This window comes from Streptomyces sp. NBC_00353 (genome assembly GCF_036108815.1).
Classification (GTDB): domain Bacteria; phylum Actinomycetota; class Actinomycetes; order Streptomycetales; family Streptomycetaceae; genus Streptomyces.
In genome coordinates this window covers 6628059-6651246 of the sequence record NZ_CP107985.1, presented here as the reverse complement: position 1 = coordinate 6651246, position 23188 = coordinate 6628059, and the positions used below count along the sequence as shown (strand labels likewise).

The 23188-nt window shown below is 70.4% G+C and carries 19 protein-coding genes and 1 pseudogene; 11 read left to right on the top strand and 9 right to left on the bottom strand.

Annotation, left to right across the window (positions count from 1 at the left end; all coding sequences use genetic code 11):
* Nucleotides 1-514: 514 nt before the first annotated feature.
* From OHA88_RS29940 to OHA88_RS29920, 5 genes and pseudogenes are all read left to right on the top strand, one after another.
* Nucleotides 515-1156, top strand: a complete 642-nt coding sequence (locus OHA88_RS29940) for a superoxide dismutase (RefSeq protein ID WP_328627803.1) — start codon at nt 515-517, stop codon at nt 1154-1156.
* Nucleotides 1157-1313: 157 nt separating this feature from the next.
* Nucleotides 1314-1652, top strand: coding sequence for a metalloregulator ArsR/SmtB family transcription factor (locus tag OHA88_RS29935; protein WP_030970052.1), 339 nt, complete (start codon nt 1314-1316; stop codon nt 1650-1652).
* Nucleotides 1649-2380, top strand: coding sequence for a DUF2071 domain-containing protein (locus OHA88_RS29930; RefSeq protein ID WP_328627802.1), 732 nt, complete (start codon nt 1649-1651; stop codon nt 2378-2380). The genes OHA88_RS29935 and OHA88_RS29930 overlap by 4 nt, the downstream gene beginning before the upstream one ends.
* Nucleotides 2381-2593: 213 nt before the next feature.
* A pseudogene (locus OHA88_RS29925) lies at nt 2594-2710 on the top strand (antibiotic acetyltransferase); the annotation flags it as partial.
* Nucleotides 2707-3546, top strand: a complete 840-nt coding sequence (locus OHA88_RS29920) for an MOSC domain-containing protein (protein ID WP_328627801.1) — start codon at nt 2707-2709, stop codon at nt 3544-3546. The pseudogene OHA88_RS29925 and the gene OHA88_RS29920, both read left to right, overlap by 4 nt.
* Nucleotides 3547-3552: 6 nt before the next feature.
* Here OHA88_RS29920 and OHA88_RS29915 read toward each other — a convergent pair whose 3' ends face one another.
* On the bottom strand, nt 3553-4131 hold the full coding sequence (locus OHA88_RS29915; RefSeq protein WP_328627800.1) for a TetR/AcrR family transcriptional regulator: 579 nt from the start codon (nt 4129-4131) through the stop codon (nt 3553-3555).
* Between the two features lie 80 nt (nt 4132-4211).
* Here OHA88_RS29915 and OHA88_RS29910 point away from each other — a divergent pair, with 80 nt between their 5' ends.
* Nucleotides 4212-5030, top strand: a complete 819-nt coding sequence (locus OHA88_RS29910; RefSeq protein ID WP_328627799.1) for an NAD(P)H-binding protein — start codon at nt 4212-4214, stop codon at nt 5028-5030.
* A gap of 288 nt (nt 5031-5318) precedes the next feature.
* On the opposite strand, the gene OHA88_RS29905 is transcribed toward OHA88_RS29910, so the two are convergent.
* The gene (locus tag OHA88_RS29905) at nt 5319-5969 is read right to left on the bottom strand and encodes a mycothiol-dependent nitroreductase Rv2466c family protein (RefSeq protein ID WP_267005167.1); all 651 of its coding nucleotides are present in this window, start codon (nt 5967-5969) and stop codon (nt 5319-5321) included.
* A 131-nt stretch (nt 5970-6100) separates the two neighbouring features.
* On the opposite strand from OHA88_RS29905, the gene pepN (OHA88_RS29900) reads away from it, so the two are divergent.
* The 4 genes from pepN (OHA88_RS29900) (at nt 6101) to OHA88_RS29885 (ending at nt 14718) form a co-directional block, all read left to right on the top strand.
* Nucleotides 6101-8719 carry an aminopeptidase N gene (gene pepN / locus OHA88_RS29900; protein ID WP_328627798.1) on the top strand — a complete coding sequence of 873 codons (2619 nt, stop codon included), beginning with the start codon at nt 6101-6103 and terminating at the stop codon, nt 8717-8719.
* 261 nt (nt 8720-8980) lie between these two features.
* Nucleotides 8981-10036, top strand: a complete 1056-nt coding sequence (locus OHA88_RS29895; RefSeq protein WP_328627797.1) for a hypothetical protein — start codon at nt 8981-8983, stop codon at nt 10034-10036.
* A 168-nt stretch (nt 10037-10204) separates the two neighbouring features.
* Nucleotides 10205-13504, top strand: a complete 3300-nt coding sequence (locus tag OHA88_RS29890; protein WP_328627796.1) for a S8 family serine peptidase — start codon at nt 10205-10207, stop codon at nt 13502-13504.
* Nucleotides 13505-13689: 185 nt separating this feature from the next.
* Nucleotides 13690-14718: an aspartate-semialdehyde dehydrogenase gene (locus tag OHA88_RS29885; RefSeq protein WP_326630335.1), complete on the top strand. Its 1029-nt coding sequence runs from the start codon at nt 13690-13692 to the stop codon at nt 14716-14718.
* Nucleotides 14719-14813: 95 nt separating this feature from the next.
* Here the strand turns inward: OHA88_RS29885 and OHA88_RS29880 are convergent, their stop codons facing one another.
* A complete protein-coding gene (locus OHA88_RS29880; RefSeq protein ID WP_093774296.1) occupies nt 14814-15161 on the bottom strand; it encodes a type II toxin-antitoxin system PemK/MazF family toxin in 348 nt (115 codons plus the stop codon).
* Entirely contained in the window at nt 15154-15378 is a 225-nt protein-coding gene (locus OHA88_RS29875; protein WP_030921349.1) for a ribbon-helix-helix domain-containing protein, read from the bottom strand. Before OHA88_RS29875 ends, OHA88_RS29880 begins: the two co-directional genes overlap by 8 nt.
* Nucleotides 15379-15481: 103 nt before the next feature.
* Here OHA88_RS29875 and pepN (OHA88_RS29870) point away from each other — a divergent pair, with 103 nt between their 5' ends.
* Complete coding sequence (pepN, locus tag OHA88_RS29870) at nt 15482-18058, top strand: aminopeptidase N (protein ID WP_328627795.1); 2577 nt, start codon at nt 15482-15484, stop codon at nt 18056-18058.
* Between the two features lie 93 nt (nt 18059-18151).
* Here pepN (OHA88_RS29870) and alc read toward each other — a convergent pair whose 3' ends face one another.
* The 5 genes from alc to OHA88_RS29845 form a co-directional block, all read right to left on the bottom strand.
* Nucleotides 18152-19297 (bottom strand): allantoicase, encoded by a 1146-nt coding sequence (gene alc, locus OHA88_RS29865; RefSeq protein WP_328627794.1) that lies wholly within the window; start codon nt 19295-19297, stop codon nt 18152-18154.
* Between the two features lie 65 nt (nt 19298-19362).
* The gene (locus OHA88_RS29860; RefSeq protein ID WP_328627793.1) at nt 19363-20283 is read right to left on the bottom strand and encodes a LysR substrate-binding domain-containing protein; all 921 of its coding nucleotides are present in this window, start codon (nt 20281-20283) and stop codon (nt 19363-19365) included.
* Between the two features lie 144 nt (nt 20284-20427).
* The gene (locus tag OHA88_RS29855; protein WP_078852643.1) at nt 20428-20658 is read right to left on the bottom strand and encodes a hypothetical protein; all 231 of its coding nucleotides are present in this window, start codon (nt 20656-20658) and stop codon (nt 20428-20430) included.
* A gap of 20 nt (nt 20659-20678) precedes the next feature.
* Entirely contained in the window at nt 20679-22895 is a 2217-nt protein-coding gene (malQ, locus tag OHA88_RS29850) for a 4-alpha-glucanotransferase (RefSeq protein WP_328627792.1), read from the bottom strand.
* Nucleotides 22896-23126, bottom strand: coding sequence for a hypothetical protein (locus OHA88_RS29845; RefSeq protein WP_328627791.1), 231 nt, complete (start codon nt 23124-23126; stop codon nt 22896-22898).
* Nucleotides 23127-23188 lie beyond the last annotated feature (62 nt).

Genomic DNA, 23188 nt, shown 5'->3' with positions numbered 1-23188 from the left:
ACCTGCCGGATTCCGACCGGGTGGCCCGCTGCCGGTGGCTCGTGGTCCCGGGCCGAGGCGTCCGGTCGCGCCGGGATCTGCCCAGGGAAGGCGGCGGTCAGCGCCCCGCCGCAGCTGCCCGACGCTCCGCCGGGCAGTCAACTCCCCTCCGGGGAAGGGTAGTTGTAAACAACATCGGTACGGTACCGGACCGGCGACGCCGTGACGCCCTTGAGGACCGGGGTCGCACCGCGCGGCGAATTCCGCGATCCGACGGGCAGTGCACCGGAGGCGATCCGCGCCGCGCATCCGTCCGCCGCCCCGGCCGCGATGAGCCTGCCCGCCGGTATGCCCCCCTCGGCCCCGCCCGCCCGTCGTCGTACATCAGGCCGACGGTGAGCCACTGACAGTGATCACGCGGGGCGGCCCGCGGTCCTGAGCCGAAGGGCTGATCACGCTCCCCCCTTTCTGCTGTTAGCCTGCTCTTGCATAGAGGTTGCAATAACAACAGGACAGCAGCTGGAGGGTTCGCCCCATGGCCACGTACACGCTCCCGGAACTCCCGTACGACTACGCGGCGCTCGAACCGGTCATCAACCCGCAGATCATCGAGCTCCACCACGACAAGCACCACGCCGCCTACGTCAAGGGTGCCAACGACACCCTGGAGCAGCTGGAAGAAGCGCGCGACAAGGAGGCCTGGGGAGCCGTCAACGGCCTGCAGAAAAACCTCGCGTTCCATCTCTCCGGCCACATCCTGCACTCGATCTACTGGCACAACATGAGCGGTGACGGCGGCGGCGAGCCCCTCGCGGCGGACGGCGTCGGCGACCTCGCGGACGCCATCACCGACTCCTTCGGTTCGTACGCGGGCTTCAAGTCCCAGCTGACGAAGGCCGCGGCCACCACACAGGGTTCCGGCTGGGGGGTGATGGCGTACGAGCCGCTCAGCGGCAGGCTGATCGTCGAGCAGGTCTACGACCACCAGGGCAACGTCGGCCAGGGCTCGGTCCCGATCCTGGTCTTCGACGCCTGGGAGCACGCCTTCTACCTCCAGTACAAGAACCAGAAGGTCGACTTCATCGAGGCGATGTGGCGCGTCGTCAACTGGCAGGACGTGGCGAAGAGGTACGCGGCCGCCAAGGAGCGCGCCGACGTTCTGCTGCTCGCCCCCTGACCAGGACGCACGGACGTCCTGCCTCGTGATCGTCTTCTCAACCTTCACCGGCAGGCGGATGAACGGGGAGCCCCCGCGAGGACGTGACTCGCGGGGGCTCCCCCATCTCCGGATACTTAGCTTGTTTGCTAATTAGCTCATGTGCTAAATATCTGGCATGGCAACGACCGATGACGAGGCGAGCGCCTTCCGCGCCCTCGCCGATCCGACCAGGCGCCAGATCCTGGAGGACCTCCGAGGCGGCGAGCTGGCGGCCGGGGAGATCGCGGCCCGGTTCGCGATCAGCGCACCGTCCATCTCCCGCCACCTCGGCGTACTGAAGGGCGCCGGACTGGTCACCGAGCGCCGCGACGGCAACCGCATCCTCTACTCGCTGGCCGAGGACCGGCTGGCGACCAGCATCGGACGGTTCCTGAGCTCCGTCTGCCCCGAGCAGATCGTCCTGCGCCACACCAAGTGGCGGTCCGCCACGCAAGAGGAAGGCGGCACATCATGATCCAGCCCCGACTCTCCAGCGTCATCGAGCGCCGTCTCCTGGTGAACTACCGGGTCACCCCGGACGCCGCCGCCCGCCTGCTGCCCGCCGGCCTGCGGCCCCAGTTGGTACGCGGCCACGCCGTCGCGGGCATCTGCCTCCTGCGCCTGGGATCCGCACGCCCCGCATGGGCACCGTCGCCGGTGGGTCTGCGCAGCGAGAATGCCGCGCACCGCATCTCCGTCGAGTGGGACGGCCCGGACGGCGTCGAGACCGGCGTCTACATCACACGCCGCGACACGGGCTCACGGATCAACTCCTGGGCGGGCGGGCGGATTTTCCCCGGTGAACACGGCCGCGCCGACTTCACGGTGCACGAGACGCCCGACGAGGTACGGGTCGCCCTCGCCACCCGGGACGACGAGATTCGGGTCGACGTCACGGCCGAGGTCACCGACGAACTGCGCGGCAGTGAGCTCTTCACCGATCTCCAGGAGGCATCGGACTTCTTCCGCGCCGGGTCCAGGGGCCTGTCCCCAACGGCTTCAGGCCGCCGTCTCGACGCCATGGAACTGGAAACGGACGCGTGGCAGGTGGAAGCCGGGCGGGTCCGATCCGCGCGGTCGACCTTCTTCGACGACCCGGACCGCTTCCCGCCCGGCACCGCGACCCTGGACAGCGTCCTGGTCATGCGCGACGTCGCCGCCCGCTGGCGCCCGCTGCCGGCGAGGGCCATGGCCCGTCGCTGACGAGCGGTGGCCGTCAGCCCGTCGCGTCCCTTGGCGCCGACGGTCCGTACCGCGGTGGCGCCGGGCGCCGGCCCGACTGCGACCGGTTCGGTGAACCGCCGCCTGCCCCGCATCCTGCGCCGGCGTCATGGCATTGCCCCCTCGGCATCGAGCGAGCCCCCGGAGAAACGTGTGCCCTTCGGGGTGAATGCGATGATGGGCGCCATGAGTCCGGTCCTCGCCGTCGCCTGGTGGGACTGGCCCATCGAGCTCATCACCCGGCACATCCGCACGATCATGTCCGGCAGCATCGACGCGCTCGAAGCGGCTGCCCAGGAGGGGACGTCATGACCATCACCGTTCAGGGACTGGCGTACTACCCCGTCAAGGGCTGCGGCGCGGTTCCGGTCGACCGGGCGGAGATCACCCGGACCGGCCTGGTGCACGACCGTACGTTCATGGTGGTGGACGCCGAGGACGGCGCGTTCCGCAGTCAGCGGACACACCCCGCGATGGCTGCGATCAAGGCCGAAGTCCTGGACGGCGGCGCCGTGCTGGCCCTCTCCGTGCCGGACCTGGAGCCTCTGGAGCTGGACGTCGACCGGGACGGCCCGCGCCGCGCGGTCAGTATGTTCGACCGTCCGCTCGGCGAGGCGTGCGACCAGGGGGACGCGGTCGCCGAGTGGTTCTCGGACGCGCTCGGTGCGAAGTCCCGGCTGGTACGGGTGGCGCCCGACTTCGACCGCGACGGCTGGGGCGAGACCCCCGGCAAGGTCGCCTTCGCCGATGCCCATGCGGTGCTGGTCGCCTCCACCGCGTCGCTGGCCGGCCTCAACGCCCGTATCGAGGCCCGCGGCGACGCGGCCGGCGTACCGATGGACCGCTTCCGCCCGAACATCGTCCTGTCCGGCGCCGACGAGCCGCACTTCGAGGACCGGGTACGCCGGATGACCATCGGATCGGCCGAACTGGCCTACTCCGTGAGGGCGATGCGGTGCAACGTCCCGCTGGTGGACCAGTCGACCGGCCTCCGGGCGGGCCCGGAGCCGGTCCGGACCCTGGCGACGTACCGCCGCGAACCCGACCACGGCAACAAGGTCAGCTTCGGCGTGAAGAACGCGGTGGTCCGCGAGGGTGTGGTGGCCGTCGGTGACGCGGTCGAGATCACGAGCCGGTTCGACGCGTGAACCCCGTCAGGCGAGCGAGTCGATCCAGCGTTCCAGCCGACGTCCTTCGGCGGCCATCAGGTCGGGGTCCCGGAAGGTGTTGGTGAGCAGCGAGATCCCCTGGTAGGCGGCGATCAAGGCGACCGCGAGTTCACGGGAGTCACTGCGGCCCATCGCCCGGAACTGCTGCTCGACCCAGTCGAGCAGCGCCTGAATGACCTTGGCGACCGACTGGTCGAGGCCGTCGGCTCGCTTGTCGAGTTCCGAGGCCATGGTCCCGGTAGGACAGCCGTACTGAGCCGTGAGCTCGCGCTGCTCGACCCAGCCGTTCAGGAGTGCCTTCAGCCGGTCCTGGGGCGCGGGAAGCTCGTCGAGCACGCCGATCATCGACTTCAGGCTCTGCGCATGTGCGTCGATCGCCGCCTCGACGAGCTGATCCTTGGTCTTGAAGTAGTAGTAGACGTTTCCCAACGGGACGTCGGCCGCTCGTGCGATGTCGGCGATCGTGGTCTGTTCGACGCCTTGCTCGTGAAGTACCCGGGCCGCGGCGGCCGCCAGCCTTTCCCTCTTGCCCGGTGATTGCCGGACGCCTTTTGAGTGAGTCACCTGACTAACTGTAGACGTGCGGCGGGCGACCGGCTATCGTCAGAACTAAGTCAGTCAACTAACTAACACATGGGGTTCTCATGATCGTTGCAACGGGTGCGACCGGAAACGTCGGACGGGAACTCGTGCGGATCCTTGCCTCGGCCGGTGAGCAGGTGACGGCCGTCTCCCGGCGGCCTCCGGCGCAGCTGCCCGACGGCGTACGGCACCAGCGGGCCGATCTCGCCGATCCGGAGAGCCTGCGCACCGCGCTGGACGGCGCCGACGCACTGTTCCTGCTCGTCGCGGGCGACGACCCGCAGGGCATCCTCGACATCGCAGCGGCCGGCGGGGTCCGGCGCGTCGTCCTGCTCTCCTCTTTGGGGGTCGGGACGCGGCCGGAGGCCTACCGTCACCCGGGGGCGTTCGAGGAGGCCGTCCGCCGGCCGGGTCTCGCATGGACGGTCCTGCGGTCCGGCGGCCTGAACTCCAACACCTTCGCGTGGGCCGAGTCGATCCGTACGCAGCGCACAGTTGCCGCACCCTTCGGCGACGTCGGGCTGCCCACCGTCGACCCGGCGGATGTCGCCGAGGTCGCGGCCGTGGTCCTGCGCGAGGCCGGCCACGCGGGCCGTACGTACGAACTGACCGGGCCCGCGCCGGTCACCCAACGGGAACGGGCCGAGGCGATCGGCGACGCACTGGACACTCCGGTCCGGTTCGTCGAGCAGACCCGCGAGGAGGCCCGCGCGCAGATGCTGCAGTTCATGCCCGAGCCGGTGGTGGAGGGCACGCTCGGCATCCTCGGTGAGCCACTGGCGGCGGAACAGAAGGTCAGCCCCGACGTCGAGCAGATCCTCGGCCGCGCGCCGCGCACCTTCGCCGACTGGGCCGCACGCGCCGCCGAGTCCTTCCGGTGAGACCACTGCACGGCGAACTTCCCCGGCCTCCAGACCGAGCACCACGACGTGGCCGCGGGGCACCACAATCCGGAGGGCCATCCGCTACCGGTCACCAAAACAGCGTGGTGGACCGCCACGAACTCCGGTGAACCGCCCGGCTGTTGCCCCTACGGAGTCGATGACCGGCCCCGTCCGGACGCTCCATCGGGTGGCTGGGCGGGCGCCTGACGAAGCCCGCCCAGCTGTACACGTGACGCATCGCGGTGCGGGTTCGACGGTGGCCGGAACCCGCACCGGGTGGGTACGTCAGTCGAAGATCGGGCCCTGCGTCCGGGTCCGCTTGATCTCGTAGAAGCCGGGGATCGACGCCACCAGCAGCGTGCCGTCCCACAGCTTCGCCGCCTCCTCGCCCTTCGGGGCAGGGGTGACGACCGGGCCGAAGAAGGCAACCTGCTCGCCGTCGGAGCCCGGCACGGCGATGACCGGCGTGCCGACGTCCTGGCCGACCTTGTCGATGCCTTCCTGGTGGGAGGCGCGCAGCTCCGCGTCATATGTGTCCGAGTCGGCGTACTCCGCCAGCTCGGCCGGCAGACCGACGTCTTCGAGCGCCGCCACGATCGCCTCGCGGGTGGGGCCCTCGCCCTGGTTGTGGAAGCGGGTGCCGAGCGCGGTGTACAGCGGGCCGACGATGTCGTCGCCGTGCTTCTGCTGGGCGGCGACGACGACGCGGACCGGGCCCCAGGCCTTGGTCTCGAGCATGTCGCGGTACTCGTCGGGCAGCTCGTCGAGCCTGTTCTCGTTGAGGACGGCAAGGCTCATCACATGCCAGCGGACCTCGACGTCGCGGACCTTCTCCACCTCCAGCATCCAGCGGGAGGTCATCCACGCCCAGGGACAGAGCGGGTCGAACCAGAAATCGGCGGGCGTCTTGCCGTTCACCGTGGCGTTCTCAGACATGTCTCTCCTCAAGAGGCGATCGCACCTGTGCGCGAGAACACCGCCGAACGGCCCTGCCATTCCCGCGCGCCCGGGCCGGGAGGCACATGGGAGGATCAAACTGTTCGAACGTGACACAAAGGAGTGCACCTGTGCCCGGTCAAAACCTGTCCCGCGACGAAGCCCACGAGCGGGCCGAGCTGCTGACCGTCGACGGATACGACGTCGTGCTCGACCTGCGGTCCGCGATCGGTGATCCCGAGGGCGGCGACGGGGACGGCGGGGACCGGCCGGCCGATCCCCGGACCTTCCGCTCGGTGACCACGATCCGGTTCCGCTCCGCGCGGGCGGGGGCGTCGACGTTCGCGGATCTGCTGGCGCCGAGCGTGACCTCGGTGACCCTGAACGGGCAGGCGCTCGACCCCGCCGTCGTCTTCGACGGGACGCGGGTGGCGCTGGACGGTCTGCCGGAGGGCGAGAACGTCCTGGTGGTCGACGCGCAGTGCGCGTACAGCCGGACCGGCGAAGGCATGCACCGGTTCGTCGACCCGGAGGACGGCGAGGTCTACCTCTACACGCAGTACGAGCCGGCCGACGCGCGGCGCGTCTTCGCGAACTTCGAGCAGCCCGACCTGAAGGCTCCCTTCCGCTTCGAGGTGACGGCGCCCGAGGGGTGGACGGTCTGGAGCAACGGGGCCGAGGAGTCCCGTGACGGCGGGGTCTGGCGGTTCGCCGAGACGAAGCCGATCTCGACGTACATCACGGCGGTCGTCGCCGGTCCGTACCACTATGTGACCGACTCGTACAGCCGTACCTTCGACGACGGCACGACGCTGGACATCCCGCTCGGCGCGCTCTGCCGCAAGGGGCTCGCCCGGCACTTCGACGCGGACGACATCTTCCTCGTCACCAAGCAGGGCCTGGACTTCTTCCACGACAACTTCGACTACCCGTACCCGTTCGGGAAGTACGACCAGGCGTTCGTGCCCGAGTACAACCTCGGCGCGATGGAGAACCCGGGCTGTGTCACGTTCCGTGAGGAGTACATCTTCCGCGGCAAGGTGACGCAGGCGTCGTACGAGAGCCGCGCCAACGTCATCCTGCACGAGATGGCGCACATGTGGTTCGGCGACCTCGTCACCATGCAGTGGTGGGACGACCTGTGGCTGAAGGAGTCGTTCGCCGACTTCATGGGCGTCTTCGCCATGGTGGAGTCGACCCGCTTCAAGGACGGCTGGATCACCTTCGCCAACAATCGCAAGTCCTGGGCGTACCGTGCCGACCAGCTGCCGTCCACACACCCGATCACGGCCGACATCCGTGACCTGGAGGACGCCAAGCTGAACTTCGACGGCATCACGTACGCCAAGGGTGCGTCGGTGCTGAAGCAGCTGGTGGCGTACGCGGGGCGGGACGCGTTCCTGGAGGGTGCCCGGCGCTACTTCAAGAAGCATGCGTACGGCAACACGCAGCTGGGCGACCTGCTGTCGGTGCTGGCCGAGACATCCGGGCGGGACATGGTCACCTGGTCGCGGTCGTGGCTGCAGACGGCCGGCGTCAACTCGCTGACGCCGGTGGTGACGTACGGCGCGGCGGACCGGATCACCGAGCTGGCGGTGCTCCAGGAGGCCGCCGATTCGCACCCCGAGCTGCGGCCGCACCGGGTCGCGGTCGGTCTGTACCGCCGCACGACCCGCGGCGACCTGGTGCGGTACGCCCGCGCCGAGGTGGATGTGGCGGGGCCGCGCACGGTGGTCGCCGCGCTGGCCGGTCTGGAGCGGCCCGAGCTGATCCTCGTCAACGACGACGACCTCACGTACTGCAAGGTCCGCTTCGACGAGGCGTCCCTCGCCACCCTGCGCGCGCACCTCGGGGACATCACCGACCCGCTGGCGCGGGCGCTGTGCTGGTCCGCGCTGTGGAATCTGACGCGGGACGGGCTGATGCCGGCCCAGGACTTCATCTCGCTCGTGCTGGCCTTCTCCGGCCAGGAGTCCGACATCGGCGTCCTGCAGATGCTGCACGCCTGGACCCGGACGGCGCTCGTCCACTACGCCGCCCCCGGGTGGCGTGAGGAGGGCGGGCGGGCGCTGGCCGAGGGTGCGCTGCGGGAGCTGCGGATCGCCGAGCCGGGGAGCGAGCACCAGCTGGCATGGGCGCGGTTCTTCGCGACGGTCGCGGACTCGGACGCGGACTTCCAGCTGCTGTCCTCGCTGCTGGGGGAGTCCGCGCGGATCGACGGGCTGGAGGTCGACCAGGAGCTGCGGTGGGCGTTCCTGTCCGCGCTGGCCGCGCACGGGGTCGCCGACGAGTCGGTGATCAATGCCGAACTGGCCCGGGACGACACGGCGTCCGGCAAGCGGCACCAGGTGCGGTGCCTCGCCTCGCGGCCGTCGGCTGCGGTCAAGGCGCAGGCGTGGGCGGCCGTGGTGGAGTCGGACGCGCTGTCCAACGCGCTGGTGGAGGCGACGATCGCGGGGTTCGGGCAGTCGTCGCAGCGGGAGTTGCTGGCGCCGTACGCAGCCCGGTACTTCGATGCGATCGAACGGGTCTGGGCCGAGCGGTCGATCCAGATCGGGATGTCCGTGGTGAAGGGGCTGTTCCCGGCGCTGCAGGACGACCCGGCGACGCTGGCCGCGACGGACGCCTGGCTGGAGGCGCATGCGGATGCGGCGCCGGCCTTGCGTCGACTGGTGCTGGAGGCACGGGACGATCTGGCACGGGCGCTGCGGGCGCAGGCGTGTGACGCGGGGGCGGGGGCCGGCCTCTGACGGGGCGCCCCGGGGCGAGCACGGCAGCGTTGCCCTCAATCCCCGGACGGGCTTGATCTTCGGCCCGTCCGGGGCCGGGGCCGGCGGAATCGGCCGAGGCGGACCGGAGCGGCCCGCATGGGCTGACGGGACGCACAATCCCCGGCGGGATCACCCTTTTCGGTTGTCGAACGTCCGTACTTTAGGACGGCGTTGTCCTGAATTGTCGACGGGCGTGTAACAGGGGTTAGCCGCACCGCGGCCTGCGGCATACCCCGGAGCATGACCCAGAACACCCCTCTCTCCCCCTGTCACTTCCGCCTCCCCGTCGGCGAACGGCAACGCGTGCTGTCCGTCGAGCAGTTGAAGACACTCGGCGTGTCTCCCGCGCGGGCTGCCGCGCAGTGCCGGGCCGGTGGTCCGTGGCAGCAGCCGTTGCCCGGCGTGTATGTACTGCACCCGGGGCCGCCCACCGGCGAGGAGCGGCTGCGGTCCGCCCTGCTGTACGTCGGGCGGCGGCGCGCCGTCCCCGCGCAGGGCGGCACGGCGCGGTCGACCGGGTACGGCGAGGCCATGGTCACCGGCCCGGCCGCGCTCGCGCTCCACGGCTTCTCTCTCGTACCGCCGATGAGTTCGCTCGACCGGATCGACGTGCTGGTGCCGCGCACCCGGCGGCTGCGGTCCGTCCGGTACGTGCACGTGGTGCGGACGACCGAGCTGCCCCGCCCCGAGCAGCTCGCCGGCCTGCCGGTGGCCCCCGTGGCACGGGCACTCGCGGATGCGGTCACCGGCCTCGGGGACACCGGCGCCGTACGGCTGCTGCTCACCGAGGCGGTCCGCGGCGGACACTGCGAACCCGCCGCGGTCGTACGTGAGCTGAGCCGCAGCAAGTTGCTGGACCGGCCCCACATCGTGAACGCCGTCGACTCGCTGCTGGCCGATGGGCGGGCGCTGGCGGAGAGCCGGCTGTACGACATGGTGCGGACCTACGACCTGCCGGAGCCGCTCTGGAACGTGGACCTGCGGCTGCCCGGCGGCCCGCACCTCGGCGGGGTGGACGCCTACTGGCCCGACCAGGCCGTCGCTGTCGAACTCGACAGCCGGGCGCCCCTGCACAGCACGCTCGACGGCGACCGACGCCTGGAGGGGCACGACGCCGAGTGGTCCGGCTGCGCCGCCGAGCGGGAGCATCTGGAACGGCTCGGGGTCACCGTCGTCCACGTCGCGCCGAGGAAGCTACGTATCGCGGCGGACCAGCAGGCGACCGTGGTGCGTACCGCCCTGATGGCGGCGGCCGACCGCGAACCTGCCGCGTATGTGGTCATCCTGCCCCGGTGAAGGGGCAGTTATCGACCCATTCGTCCCTCATGACGCATCAGCCCCAGTGGCGGAAGTACGCCATGACCGCATCTCGCCTCCCTCAACCCTCCACAAACGCAGGTCGTTTACGAAAGGCTGAGCGGTCATCCGGAACCGAATTCCGGACTTTCTCTTTCACATACAGGGATGCTGATGACCTCCGAATCCCCCAGCTCCATATCCGGGGCGAGACGCGTGGCCCGAGTCGCGGCCGCTGCCGGTCTGGTGGCCGCACTGGCCGCCTCCGGCGTGACCCCGGTCTTCGCCGCCGACGACCCGGCCGACACCCCCGTGAAGGCCACCGCCACGAGCGACAAGCTCGGTGCGGCCGACGCCGACGTCCTGACCAAGGCGAAGGCCAAGGGCGAGAAGAACGTCACCATGATGGTCGCCACCACGCCCGGTGCGACCGAGCAGGTCGCCGAGCAGCTGGACGCCGTGAAGGGGTCCGTGCTGGGGCGTACGTACGACAAGCTCGGCTACGTACGCGCGACCGTCCCGACCGCGACCGCCGAGGCGACCATCAAGGCGGCCTCGAAGCTGACGTCCGTCCACGGCATCGATCTCAAGCAGGAGATCATGCTCGACGACCCGACGCCTGCGGGCGACCGGGCCGCCGGGGCGAAGACGCAGGCCACGGGCACCTACCCGGCGCCCGGCAAGAAGACGCCGGCGAAGAACCCGTACAACCCGTCCTTCGAGACGGGCGCGGTCGACTTCGTCCAGCAGCACCCGAAGGCCGACGGCCGCGGCGTGACCATCGGCATCCTGGACTCGGGTGTCGACCTCGGTCACCCGGCGCTCCAGAAGACCACCACCGGCGAGCGCAAGATCGTCGACTGGGTGACAGCCACCGACCCGGTCGACGACGGCGACGGCACCTGGCTGCGGATGACCGCCTCGGTGACCGGCCCCGTCTTCACGATCGGTGGCCGCACCTACTCGGCGCCCGAGGGCTCGTACAAGATCCAGCTCTTCTCCGAGGCCGCCACCAAGGGTGGTGACATGGCCGGGGACCTGAACCGGGACGGCGACACCACCGACACCTGGGCCGTGCTCTACGACCCGGTCACCGGTACCACGCGCGTCGACCTGAACAACGACGCCGACTTCTCGAACGACGCGGTCCTGAAGCCGTACAAGGAGAAGCACCAGGTCTCCTACTTCGGCACGGACGACCCGCGGACCCAGGTCGTCGAGCGCATCCCGTTCGTCGTCGAGACGCGCAAGAACGTCGAGTACAACGCGGCCGGCGACAAGGCCGACTACGTCAACATCGGTGTCATCGAGAGCGAGCACGGCACCCACGTCGCCGGCATCACCTCCGCCAACGGGCTCTTCGGCGGCAAGATGAACGGCGCCGCGCCCGGCGCGAAGATCGTCTCCTCGCGCGCCTGCACCTGGTCCGGCGGCTGCACCAACATCGCGCTCATGGAAGGCATGATCGACCTCGTCGTGAACCGCGGTGTCGATGTCGTCAACATGTCGATCGGTGGCCTGCCGCCGCTCAACGACGGCAACAACGCCCGCGCGGCGCTTTACAAGCGGCTCATCGACACCTACGGCGTCCAGCTGGTCATCTCGGCCGGCAACGACGGCCCGGGTGTGAACACCATCGGTGACCCCGGCCTCGCCGATCACGTCATCTCCGTCGGCGCGTCCATCTCCAAGGAGACCTGGGCCGCCAACTACGGCTCCAATGTCACCAAGAAGTACGACATGCTGCCGTTCTCGTCCCGTGGTCCGCGTGAGGACGGCGGCTTCGCGCCGATCCTGACCGCGCCCGGCGCCTCCATCAACACCACCCAGACCTGGCTGCCCGGCGGCCCGGTCAAGGAGGCGGGCTACTCGCTTCCGGCCGGTTACTCCATGCTGCAGGGCACCTCGATGTCCTCGCCGCAGGCCGCCGGTGCGACCGCGCTGCTGCTGTCCGCCGCGAAGCAGAAGCACATCGAGCTGCCCCCGGCCGACCTGCGTACCGCGCTGACCAGCACCGCGACCCACATCCAGGGAGTGCCCGCGCACGCCCAGGGTTCCGGCCTGATCAACATCGTGGGCGCCTGGAAGCAGATCGAGAAGCAGGGTTCCCCGGCGCACGAGTACTCCGTGAAGGCCCCGGTCGACACGGCGATCGACTTCGCGCTGAAGACCCCCGGCTTCGGTACCGGCCTGTACGACCGCGAGGGCGGCCTGAAGGCCGGCCAGAAGAAGTCGTACGACGTCACGGTCACCCGCACCACGGGCCCGGACAAGGCCGTCGCGCACAAGCTGTCCTGGAAGAACAACGACGGCACCTTCGCCCTGACCGGCAGCAGCACCGTCTCGCTGCCGCTGGGCAAGCCCGTGACCGTCAAGGTCCAGGCGAAGCCGGGCAGCGCGGGCGTGCACAGCGCGATCCTGCAGGTCGACGACGCGAAGACCTCCGGTGTGGACCAGCAGATCCTCGCCACGGTCGTCGTCGCCAAGGACCTGGTGAAGCCCGCCTACGCGTTCACCGCGTCCGGCTCGGTGCAGCGCAACAGCACCACGTCGTACTTCGTGAACGTGCCGGAGGGCGCCAAGACCCTTGAGGTCGCGATGAGCGCACTGCGCTCGGGCAGCCAGACCCGCTTCATCTCCATCCACCCGTACGGGGTGCAGATGGAGGACAGCGGTACGCCGTTCTGCTACCCGAACTACGACAACCCGACCAACACCTGCCGCCCGGACGTGCGCTCGTACACCGACCCGGCCCCCGGTGTCTGGGAGATCGAGGTCGAGTCACGGCGTACGTCGCCGCTGCTGGACAACCCCTTCAAGCTGGATGTCAGCCTGCTCGGCGCGTCCTTCGACCCGGCCGTGCAGACGCTGCCCGAGGCGAAGATCGGCACGCCGACCGCGGTGAACTGGACCGTCACCAACTCCGCGGGCGACCTGGAGGGCAAGCTCAAGGGCGGCTCGCTGGGCTCGGCCAAGGTTGCCACCCCGTCGATCAAGACGGGTGACCAGCAGGTCACCACGGTCACCATCGGTGAGGGCGTCGAGAAGCTGGACGTCGCCATCGGCGGCACCTCGGACGCCAACGCCGACATCGACCTGTACGTGCTCGACGCGGCCGGCAACCAGGTCGGTTCCTCCACGAGCGCGGGTGCGGAGGAGTCGGTCAGCCTGGCCGACCCCGCCGCCGGTACGTACACGATCGTCGTGGACGGCTACTCGGTTCCGGCCGGGACCACCACGTACGACTACCGCGACGTGTACTACTCCCCGTCGCTCGGCACGCTCAAGGTCGACGAGTCGAAGGCCGTGAACCTGGCCAGCGGCGCTTCGGCGCAGGTCGGCGCGGACGTCGTGGTCGGCGGTGCGGCTCCCGAGGGACGCCAGTTCTTCGGCGAGGTGCAGCTGGTGAACAGCCGCGGCACCGCGGCGGGCACCGGCAGCGTCGTGATCGAGAAGGTCACGCCGTAACGACCCGGTTGCGTCGTAGGTGACGACAGTGGGGCGGGCGCTCTGTGGAGCGCCCGCCCCACTGCTCTGCCCGGCCCGCGCCGGGACACTGTCCGTCTGCCGGACAATGGATTGGACAAGGAAGCCGTGGACATACGCATCATGGAGCGGCAACCGTGCCAGTTCGTACGTTTGAAGGAGTCCCTGTGAAGGTCGGAATCGTCGGCGCCACCGGTCAGGTCGGCACAGTCATGCGCAGGATCCTGGCCGAGCGGAAATTCCCGACCGACCAGCTGCGGCTCTTCGCCTCCGCCCGCTCCGCAGGCTCCACGATCGAGTGGCAGGGCCAGGAGATCACCGTCGAGGACGCCTCCACCGCGGACTACACGGGTCTCGACATCGTGCTGTTCTCGGCCGGCGGGGCCACCTCCAAGGCGCTCGCCGAGAAGGTCGCCGCCCAGGGCGCCGTGGTGATCGACAACTCCTCCGCATGGCGCAAGGACCCCGAGGTCCCGCTCGTCGTCTCCGAGGTCAACGCGCACGCGATCAAGAACCGCCCCAAGGGCATCATCGCGAACCCGAACTGCACGACGATGGCCGCGATGCCCGTGCTGCGCCCGCTGCACGACGAGGCCGGTCTCGACGCGCTGGTCGTCACCAGCTACCAGGCGGTCTCCGGCTCCGGTCTGGCCGGCGTCTCCGAGCTGCACGGACAGGCGTCCAAGGTGGTCGCCGACGCCGACAAGCTCACCCACGACGGGGGCGCCGTCGAGTTCCCCGAGCCGGCCGTCTACAAGCGGCCCATCGCCTTCAACGTGCTGCCGCTGGCCGGTTCGATCGTCGACGACGGCTCCTTCGAGACCGACGAGGAGCAGAAGCTCCGCAACGAGTCCCGCAAGATCCTGGAGATCCCGGAGCTCAAGGTGTCCGGCACCTGCGTCCGGGTCCCGGTCTTCACCGGCCACTCGCTCCAGATCAATGCCCGCTTCGCCCGCCCGATCGGCGTGGAGCGCGCCTACGAGCTGCTCAAGGGTGCCGAGGGCGTCGAGCTCTCGGAGATCCCCACCCCGCTCCAGGCGGCCGGCCAGGACGTGTCGTACGTGGGCCGCATCCGGGCCGACGAGACCGTCGAGAACGGTCTGGCGCTCTTCGTCTCCGGCGACAACCTGCGCAAGGGCGCGGCGCTGAACGCCGTGCAGATCGCGGAACTGGTCGCTGCCGAGCTGAACGGCTGACGCCCGTAAGCACGTGAAAGGGCGGCCACCGGTGCTCGGTGGCCGCCCTTTCGCATGCGCCGGAGAGCGTGTGCGGGCACCGGCGTCCGCATGTGTCAGAGGGCGAGGTGCCGTCGCAGGGCGGCATCGATCTCGGCCATGCGCGGACGCGGGACGGTGCCGATCCGCTTCAGGACACGGTCCGGAGAGACTGCCCGGACCTGCTCGCACTGGACCTTCGAGTCCTTCAGCAGACGGCTCTCGTCAGCCCTGAGGAGGACCTGGAACGTGAGCACACGCGCGATGTTCGACGTCACCGGCACCACGGTGATCACACCTCGGCCGCTGAGCTCCGCGGACTGGTTGGCCGCGTTGTTGGACACGATCACAGCCGGTCTGACCTTGTTGGCCTCGCTGCCCCTGGCCGGCTCCAGATCGACCAGGTGGATATCGCCTCTACGCATCGGCGATTCCGTCCCCCACCGTACGGTCCCAGAGAGCGGCGTCCTCGCTCGCGTCCCACTCCTCGAACGCCTCCGTGTACTCCGCCTCGAGTCCGGCGACACGCAGCAGTTCGATGGCGGCGTGTATCACGGCGGACCGGGAATCCGCGTCGGTCTTCATGGCGTACTCGTCGACGAAGGCGACATCCTCCTGCGGCAAGCTCACACTGATCTTCATACCACCAATGCTACCGCAGTAGGCAAAGGGTGGCTACTCCGCTTCTTCCGGTGATCGACGTGGAAGGATGACCGGAAACGTCACCATCGAAGGAGATGACCGCGTGCCTGGCACGAATCTGACCCGCGAAGAGGCACAAGAGCGGGCGCGCCTGCTGACCGTGGACGCGTACGAGATCGATCTCGACCTCTCCGGAGCGCAGGAGGGCGGCACCTACCGGTCCGCGACCACTGTCCGCTTCGACTCCGCCGAAGCCGGTGCGGAGACCTTCATCGACCTGGTCGCCCCGGCCGTGCACGAGGTCGAGCTGAACGGCAAGGCCCTGGACGTCGCCGCCGTCTTCCGCGACTCGCGGATCGCGCTGCCGCACCTGCACGCGGGCTCCAACGTGCTGCGGGTGGTCGCGGACTGCGCCTACACCAACACCGGCGAAGGTCTGCACCGGTTCGTCGACCAGGTCGACCAGCAGGCGTACCTGTACACGCAGTTCGAGGTCCCGGACGCGCGCCGGGTCTTCGCGAGCTTCGAGCAGCCCGACCTGAAGGCGACCTTCCAGTTCACCGTGAAGGCGCCGGCGGGCTGGACGGTCATCTCGAACTCCCCCACGCCGGAGCCCAAGGACGACATCTGGGTCTTCGAGCCGACGCCGCGCATCTCCACGTACATCACGGCCCTGATCGTCGGCCCGTACCACGCGGTGCACAGCAGCTACGAGAAGGACGGCCAGTCCGTTCCGCTCGGCATCTACTGCCGCCCGTCGCTCGCCGAGTTCCTCGACGCGGACGCGATCTTCGACGTCACGCGGCAGGGCTTCGACTGGTTCCAGGAGAAGTTCGACTACGCGTATCCGTTCGCCAAGTACGACCAGCTGTTCGTCCCGGAGTTCAACGCGGGCGCGATGGAGAACGCGGGCGCGGTCACCATCCGTGACCAGTACGTGTTCCGTTCGAAGGTGACGGACGCGGCGTACGAGACGCGGGCCGAGACGATCCTGCACGAGCTGGCCCACATGTGGTTCGGCGACCTCGTCACCATGGAGTGGTGGAACGACCTGTGGCTGAACGAGTCGTTCGCCACGTACACGTCGATCGCCTGCCAGGCGTACGCGGAGGGTTCGAAGTGGCCGCACTCCTGGACGACGTTCGCCAACTCCATGAAGACGTGGGCGTACCGCCAGGACCAGCTGCCGTCGACGCACCCGATCATGGCGGACATCCGTGATCTGGACGATGTCCTGGTCAACTTCGACGGCATCACGTACGCCAAGGGCGCCTCGGTCCTGAAGCAGCTCGTGGCGTACGTCGGCATGGACGAGTTCTTCAAGGGCGTCCAGGCGTACTTCAAGGCGCACGCGTTCGGGAACACCCGCCTGTCCGACCTGCTGGGCGCGCTGGAGGAGACCTCCGGCCGTGACCTGAAGACCTGGTCGAAGGCGTGGCTGGAGACGGCCGGCATCAATATCCTGCGCCCGGAGATCACCACCGACGGGAACGGTCACGTCACCTCGTTCACCGTCCTCCAGGAGGCCCCGGCGCTGCCCGCCGGCGCCAAGGGCGAGCCGACGCTGCGCCCGCACCGGATCGCGATCGGCTGCTACGACCTCGACGGGGCCGGAAAGCTGGTCCGCACGAACCGGATCGAGCTGGACGTCGACGGCGAGCGCACCGAGGTCCCGTTCCCGGCGGGCACCGCACGCCCGGCGGTCGTCCTGCTCAACGACGACGACCTGTCGTACGCGAAGGTCCGGCTCGACGAGGAGTCGCTGCGGGTCGTCACCGAGCACCTCGGCGACTTCACCGAGTCGCTGCCGCGTGCCCTGTGCTGGGCCTCCGCCTGGGACATGACCCGCGACGGCGAACTGGCGACGCGCGACTACCTCTCGCTCGTGCTGTCCGGCATCGGCAAGGAGTCGGACATCGGCGTCGTCCAGTCGCTGCACCGTCAGGTGAAGCTGGCCCTGGACCTGTACGCGGCGCCGGAGTTCCGCGAGGCGGGCCTGACCCAGTGGACGGAGGCGACGCTCGCGCACCTGCGCGCCGCGGAGCCGGCCGGCGACCACCAGCTGGCCTGGGCCCGCGCCTTCGCGGCGACGGCCCGCACCCCTGTCCAGCTGGACCTGCTCCGGGCGCTGCTGGACGGCACGGAGACGGTCGAGGGCCTCGTCGTCGACACCGAGCTGCGCTGGGCGTTCGTGGAGCGGCTGGCCGCGGTCGGCCTGCTGGACGAGGACGAGATCGCCGCCGAGTACGAGCGCGACAAGACGGCCGCGGGCGAGCGTCACGCGGCGACGGCTCGCGCGGCGCGCCCGTCGGCCGACGCGAAGACGGAGGCCTGGGCCTCGGTCGTCGAGTCCGACAAGCTCCCGAACTCCCTCCAGGAGGCGGTCATCGGCGGCTTCGTCCAGACCGACCAGCGCGAACTGCTGGCCCCGTACACCGAGAAGTTCTTCGCAGCGGTGAAGGACGTCTGGGACTCGCGGAGCCACGAAATGGCCCAGCAGATCGCCGTCGGCCTCTACCCGGCGCTCCAGGTCTCGCAGGAGACCCTGGACGCGACGGACGCCTGGCTGGACTCGGCTGAGCCGAGCGCGGCACTGCGCCGACTGGTCTCCGAGTCGCGGGCGGGCGTGGAGCGCGCGCTGAAGGCCCAGGCGGCGGACGCGGCCGCGGCAACCGCGTAGCGTCTGCCCACGAGCAGAGGGGTGCCCCGGACCGTCCGCACGGTCCGGGGCACCCCTGTTCCACAGCCGTTCGCCGGGTGGCGGCAACAGGGATTACGCGCCCGACTCCTCGTAGCGGGCCGCCAGTTCGGCGGCGCCCGGTTCCGTGAGTGTGCCGTGCAGGCGCATGCGGGCCACTCCGCCGTCCGGGAAGGCGTCGAGGCGGACGTGGGTGACCACTGCCTGGGCGTGGAGCGGGAAGCGGTGGAGGGTGTCGGGCTGGAGCTTGGTGCGGGGGATGATTTCGAACCATTCGCCCGTCTCGCCGTTGCGGCCCTGGAGGGCGATCCAGCCGGCCGCATTGCCCTTGAGGCAGGCCGTGTCGATCTCGACCGCGCGGACCGCCCCCTGGGCGACCAGGCGGAAGCGGACCCAGTCGTTCGTGTCCCGGATGCGGCGGCGGCGGTTCTCCCAGCCGTCGTCCATCTTGCGGGAGGTGCCGGGCAGGATGATCTGGGTCGGTGAGGAGTAGAAGCGGTCCGAGGCGTCCTCGTACGCGCCGCCGTTGAGGACCGCGATCAGGTCGATCGTGCCGAGGGTCGCCAGCCAGGCGGGGTCGGGAACCACCTCGCCGTGGACGCGGAGGCGGGCGACGCCGCCGTCGGGGTGCTGGCAGAGGCGGATGTGGGTGTAGCGGCGGCCGCCGGTGATCTCGAAGCCGTTGGCGGCGTGGCCGCGTACGGGGGTCGGCGGGACGATCTCCTCCCACTTCACGTCGTCGGCGAGGAGTTCCGAGGGGCTGGGTGAGCCCTCGACCGATGTCGCCTGCACCGAGACGCGCTGCGGGTAGTTGCCGCGGAAGTGGGCGGTGTCGACGACGATGCCGCGGATGATGCCGGGGGCGCCGAGCCGGACGAGGGCCCAGTCGTGGTCCTCGGGGGCCGGGAAGGGGTGTGCGGCATCGGTGCCGCGGCGGCGCCGGGTCTCCCAGCCGTCCATGATCTTGCCCTTGTGCCCGAAGTGCTCGGGGTCGAACACGGCGCGTTCGCGGTTCAGCAGGTTCTCGCGCTCGGCGAAGAACTCGTCGTTCGCGGCGACCACGCCCGCGCCCAGGCGACGGTCGGCGAGGTCCACCAGTTCGGTGAAGGGGAAGTCGCCGGTGCGGTAGTCGGCGTACGGGTCGCCCCCGCCGTACGGGGCCGCGTCATTGGCGTGGGGGTCGTCGTCCTTGGCAGGGTTCTCGTTCACGTCGGAGGTCATGTACGGAACTGTCGTACCGGGCGACCCATCAGGTCCATCGAAAGTTTTCGTATGGTTCTTTCAGTTCAGCTGAATGGTTCTGCGCGGGCCGCGCTGACCTGCTGAAGCGCGGCCAGGACCCGGGCCACCGCCGGCCCGCCCTCCGCACCCTGCCGTACGGCGGCGACCACATGGCGCCGGGGCAGATCCGCCTCCAGGACACGCATCACCACACCCCTACGGCGCTCCGCCGACGCCATCCGCGGGATCAGCGCGATACCCATGCCCGCTTCGACCATGGCCAGGATCGCGGTCCACCCGGAGGCGCTGTGCGCCTGCTCGGGTACGAACCCGGCGGCCTCGCACGCGGCCGTGGTGATCTCCGACCAGGGGCCCGAGCCACCGAAGATCCACGGCTCGGCGGCGAGGTCGGCCAGCCGCAGCCCCGGGGCGTCCGCCAGCCGGTGTCCGGCGGGGAGGGCGACATCGAGCGGGTCGGCGAGCAGAGGGAGGAGGGTGAAGCGGGGGTCGTGGGCGGTCGGCGCGTGCGCGGCGAGGGAGAGCGCGAGATCGACGTCGCCGGCCGACAGGAGTTCGTACGCCTCCGCGGCCTCCGCCTCCCGCACCCGCACGGACGGTCCGGGCCGGTCGTCGGCGCACAGGAGCCGGACCGCCGGCACGACGAGGGCGGGCACGGCCGTCGGGAACGCGCCGACCCTCACCTCCCCCGCCTCACCTCGCAGATACCCCGTCAACTCCGCCTCGGCGCGTTCCAGTTGGGCGAAAACCGCTTCGGCGTGGCGGAGCACGAGATGTGCGGCGTCGGTGAGCCGGACCCGGCGGCCCTGGGCTTCCAGCAGGGGTACGCCGAGCTGTTTGGCCAGGTTGGAGAGCTGCTGGGACACCGCCGAGGGGGTCATCAGCAGCGCCTCGGCGGTCGCCGTGACGGTCCCGCGCTCGCTGAGCACGCGCAGGATCCTGAGCTTCTTGATGTCCCACTCGGTCATGTCCGCACATTAGCCGCCGAGGCGGGCCCGGCCCGTCCGGCCCGGAACGTGGAGCAGGGCGCCTCGAAGTGCTCACACACTTCGGGGCGCCCCGAGAAAAGCGCTGGTGGAACTACGCGGGCCCGGCGCCGCGCAGCGGGAGGGTCAGGCCTGCTTCTTGGACTTGTCCAGGAGCATGACCAGGCCCACGATGATCACGAACAGGGCGATGGGTGCCACGACGTAGAGGCCGATCGTGTCCATCACGCTCAGGCCGGGGCCCGGGTCGTCACCGTCGTCACGGGTCAGCGCAAGCGCGGGGGACGACATGAGCAGCATCATCAGCGTCGTACCGGCCGCCACGGCGCCGGCGCGCATTGCGTTCTTCTTGTCCACGGTGCAAACGTAGCGAACGTCTAGGAGCGGCGCGCGCCCGGGGGTGCCGTACGGGGCGTCGGCTGTTCTTTCGGGTGCCTGTCCACGGGCTTCAGTACCTCCATCAGATGGTGCAGACGCGGCGACGACGCAAGCTCCTCCAGGGTGACCGGGTGGCCTTCCGCATCCGCGACGGGCAGCCGCCAGTTGGGGTACTGGTCCCAGGTGCCGGGCAGATTCTGCGGACGGCGGTCGCCGACCGTGTCCGGGAGCCAGACGCCGACCATGCGGGCAGGGGTGCGCAGCAGGAAGCGGTGGACGGCGCGGACCGCCCCCTCCTCGTCGCCCTCCCCCTCCGGCAGCATGCCCAGCCGGGCGAGCAGGCCGAGCCATGTGGCGGTGTCGGCGGCGTCCTCGGCCTGTTCCTGCTCCAGGGTGCGGGTGAGCAGTCCCAGGCGGTGGCGGAGTGTCACATGGTCGCCGGTCAGCCGGGCGGCGGTGGACGGCAGGTCGTGGGTGGTGGCGGTGGCGAGGCAGCCTTCCCGCCAGCGCTCCGGGGGCAGCGGGCGGCCGGTGCCCGTCCAGTCGCGCTCGAACCAGAGCACGGAGGTGCCGAGCACTCCGCGCCGGGCGAGCGCCTCGCGTACGCCCGGTTCGACCGTGCCGAGGTCCTCCCCTATGACGACCGCACCGGCCCGGTGCGCCTCCAGGACGAGGACGGCGAGCATCGCCTCGGCGTCATGGCTCACGTACGTGCCGTCGGTGGGCGGTCTTCCCTCGGGGACCCACCAGAGCCGGAACAGGCCCATGACGTGGTCGATGCGCAGGGCGCCGGCGTGGGCGAGGAGGCCGCGGAGCAGCCCGCGGTACGGGCCGTAGCCGGACGCGGCGAGGACGTCGGGCCGCCACGGGGGCAGCCCCCAGTCCTGACCGCGCGCGTTGAAGGCGTCCGGGGGCGCGCCGACCGACATGCCGTGCGCGAAGGCGTCCTGCTGGGCCCAGGCGTCGGCACCGCCGGGGTGCACGCCGACGGCGAGGTCGTGGACGATGCCGACGGCCATCCCGGCGTCCCGCGCGACGCTCTGGGCGGCGGCGAGCTGGTTGTCGGTCAGCCAGGCGAGCCGGCAGTGGAAGTCGACCCGGTCGAGCAGCTCCGCACGCGCGCGGGCGACCTGCGGGGAGCGGGGGTCGCGCAGTGCGGACGGCCAGGCGTGCCAGTCGGAGCCGTGGACCTCCGCGAGGGCGCACCACAGGGCGTGGTCCTCCAGGGCCTGCCCCTGGGTGGCGAGGAAGTCGCAGTACGCGGCACGCCGGCCGGGGGTCAGCGGCACCTTCTGTACGAGTTCGAGAGCCTGACGCTTGAGGTCCCAGACGGCGTCCCGGTCGATCAGGGCGCCCTTGTTCAGCACGGTGTCGCTCAGTGTTTCGGCGCTCTGCCGCAGGTCGTCGAGGGCGGCCCGGTCCTGTACGTGCCCGTACTCCGGGATCGACTCGACGTGCAGATGGACGGGGTCGGGGAAGCGGCGCGAGGACGGGCGGTACGGCGACGGGTCGGTGGGTGTACCCGGCACGGCGGCGTGCAGCGGGTTGACCTGGACGAACCCGGCGCCGAGGGTCCGCCCCGACCAGGCGGCGAGATCGGCGAGGTCACCGAGGTCGCCCATTCCCCAGGAGCGGCCGGAGAGCAGGGAGTAGAGCTGGACGAGGAAACCGTGGGTGCGCCGCGGCGGCTGGGGCACCCGGGCCGGGGCGACGATCAGGGTGGTGGTCACGGTCCGGCCGTCCTGGGCGCGGACGGTCAACCGGTGCACCCCGAGCGGGGGTTCGGTCCACCAGGCGGGGGTCGGGGCGGGTGCACCGGGAGCGGAACCGGTACTGCCGGTTCCGCTGACCGTGCCGGCCGTCGCCGAAACGGCCGGATCCGGTGGTCCGCTCGGCACCCGCATCCGTGGCGGGGGAGGCGAACCGGCCGCGTCCTCGGGCTCGATGTCCAGCGTCGTACCGGGCCGCAGCGCGGTCAGGGCGGCCGGCAGCGGCTCCCCGGTCCACACCACCAGCGTGGGCGGGAGCAGCCGGGAGGCGGCCACCGACTCCGCGGCGGCAAGCGATTCCTGCACCGCTTCAGGGGTGGCGGCGTCCACGCCGAGCGCGGCGAGCACGGCGATGACCGTGTCGTCGGGTACGGACACAGTGACATCCGCGGACGGTGCGTAGGAGGTGGCGACGCCGTGCAGTGCGGCGAGCCGGGACAAGCCCATTCAGACTCCTGGGGACTCCGTGCCCCGCGCGGTGCCGGGGGCGGTCGGCTCGCTGGTCAGTGGGGCGGTGACGGCGAGCGGCGGCTCGCTGGTCAGGGGTGTGGCATCGGCGAGGGGCGGCTCGCTGGTCAGGGGTATGGCATCGGCGAACGCGGGCTCGCCGGTCAACGGTCCGGGGTCCGGCACCTGTTTGCACAGGGCGGAGAGCAGAAGCTGCGCGGCAGCGGGCATGGCGGCCTCCTGGCCGTGGAGAACTGGACACAGCAGGCCTACCCAGCGGACGCAGCCGCAGA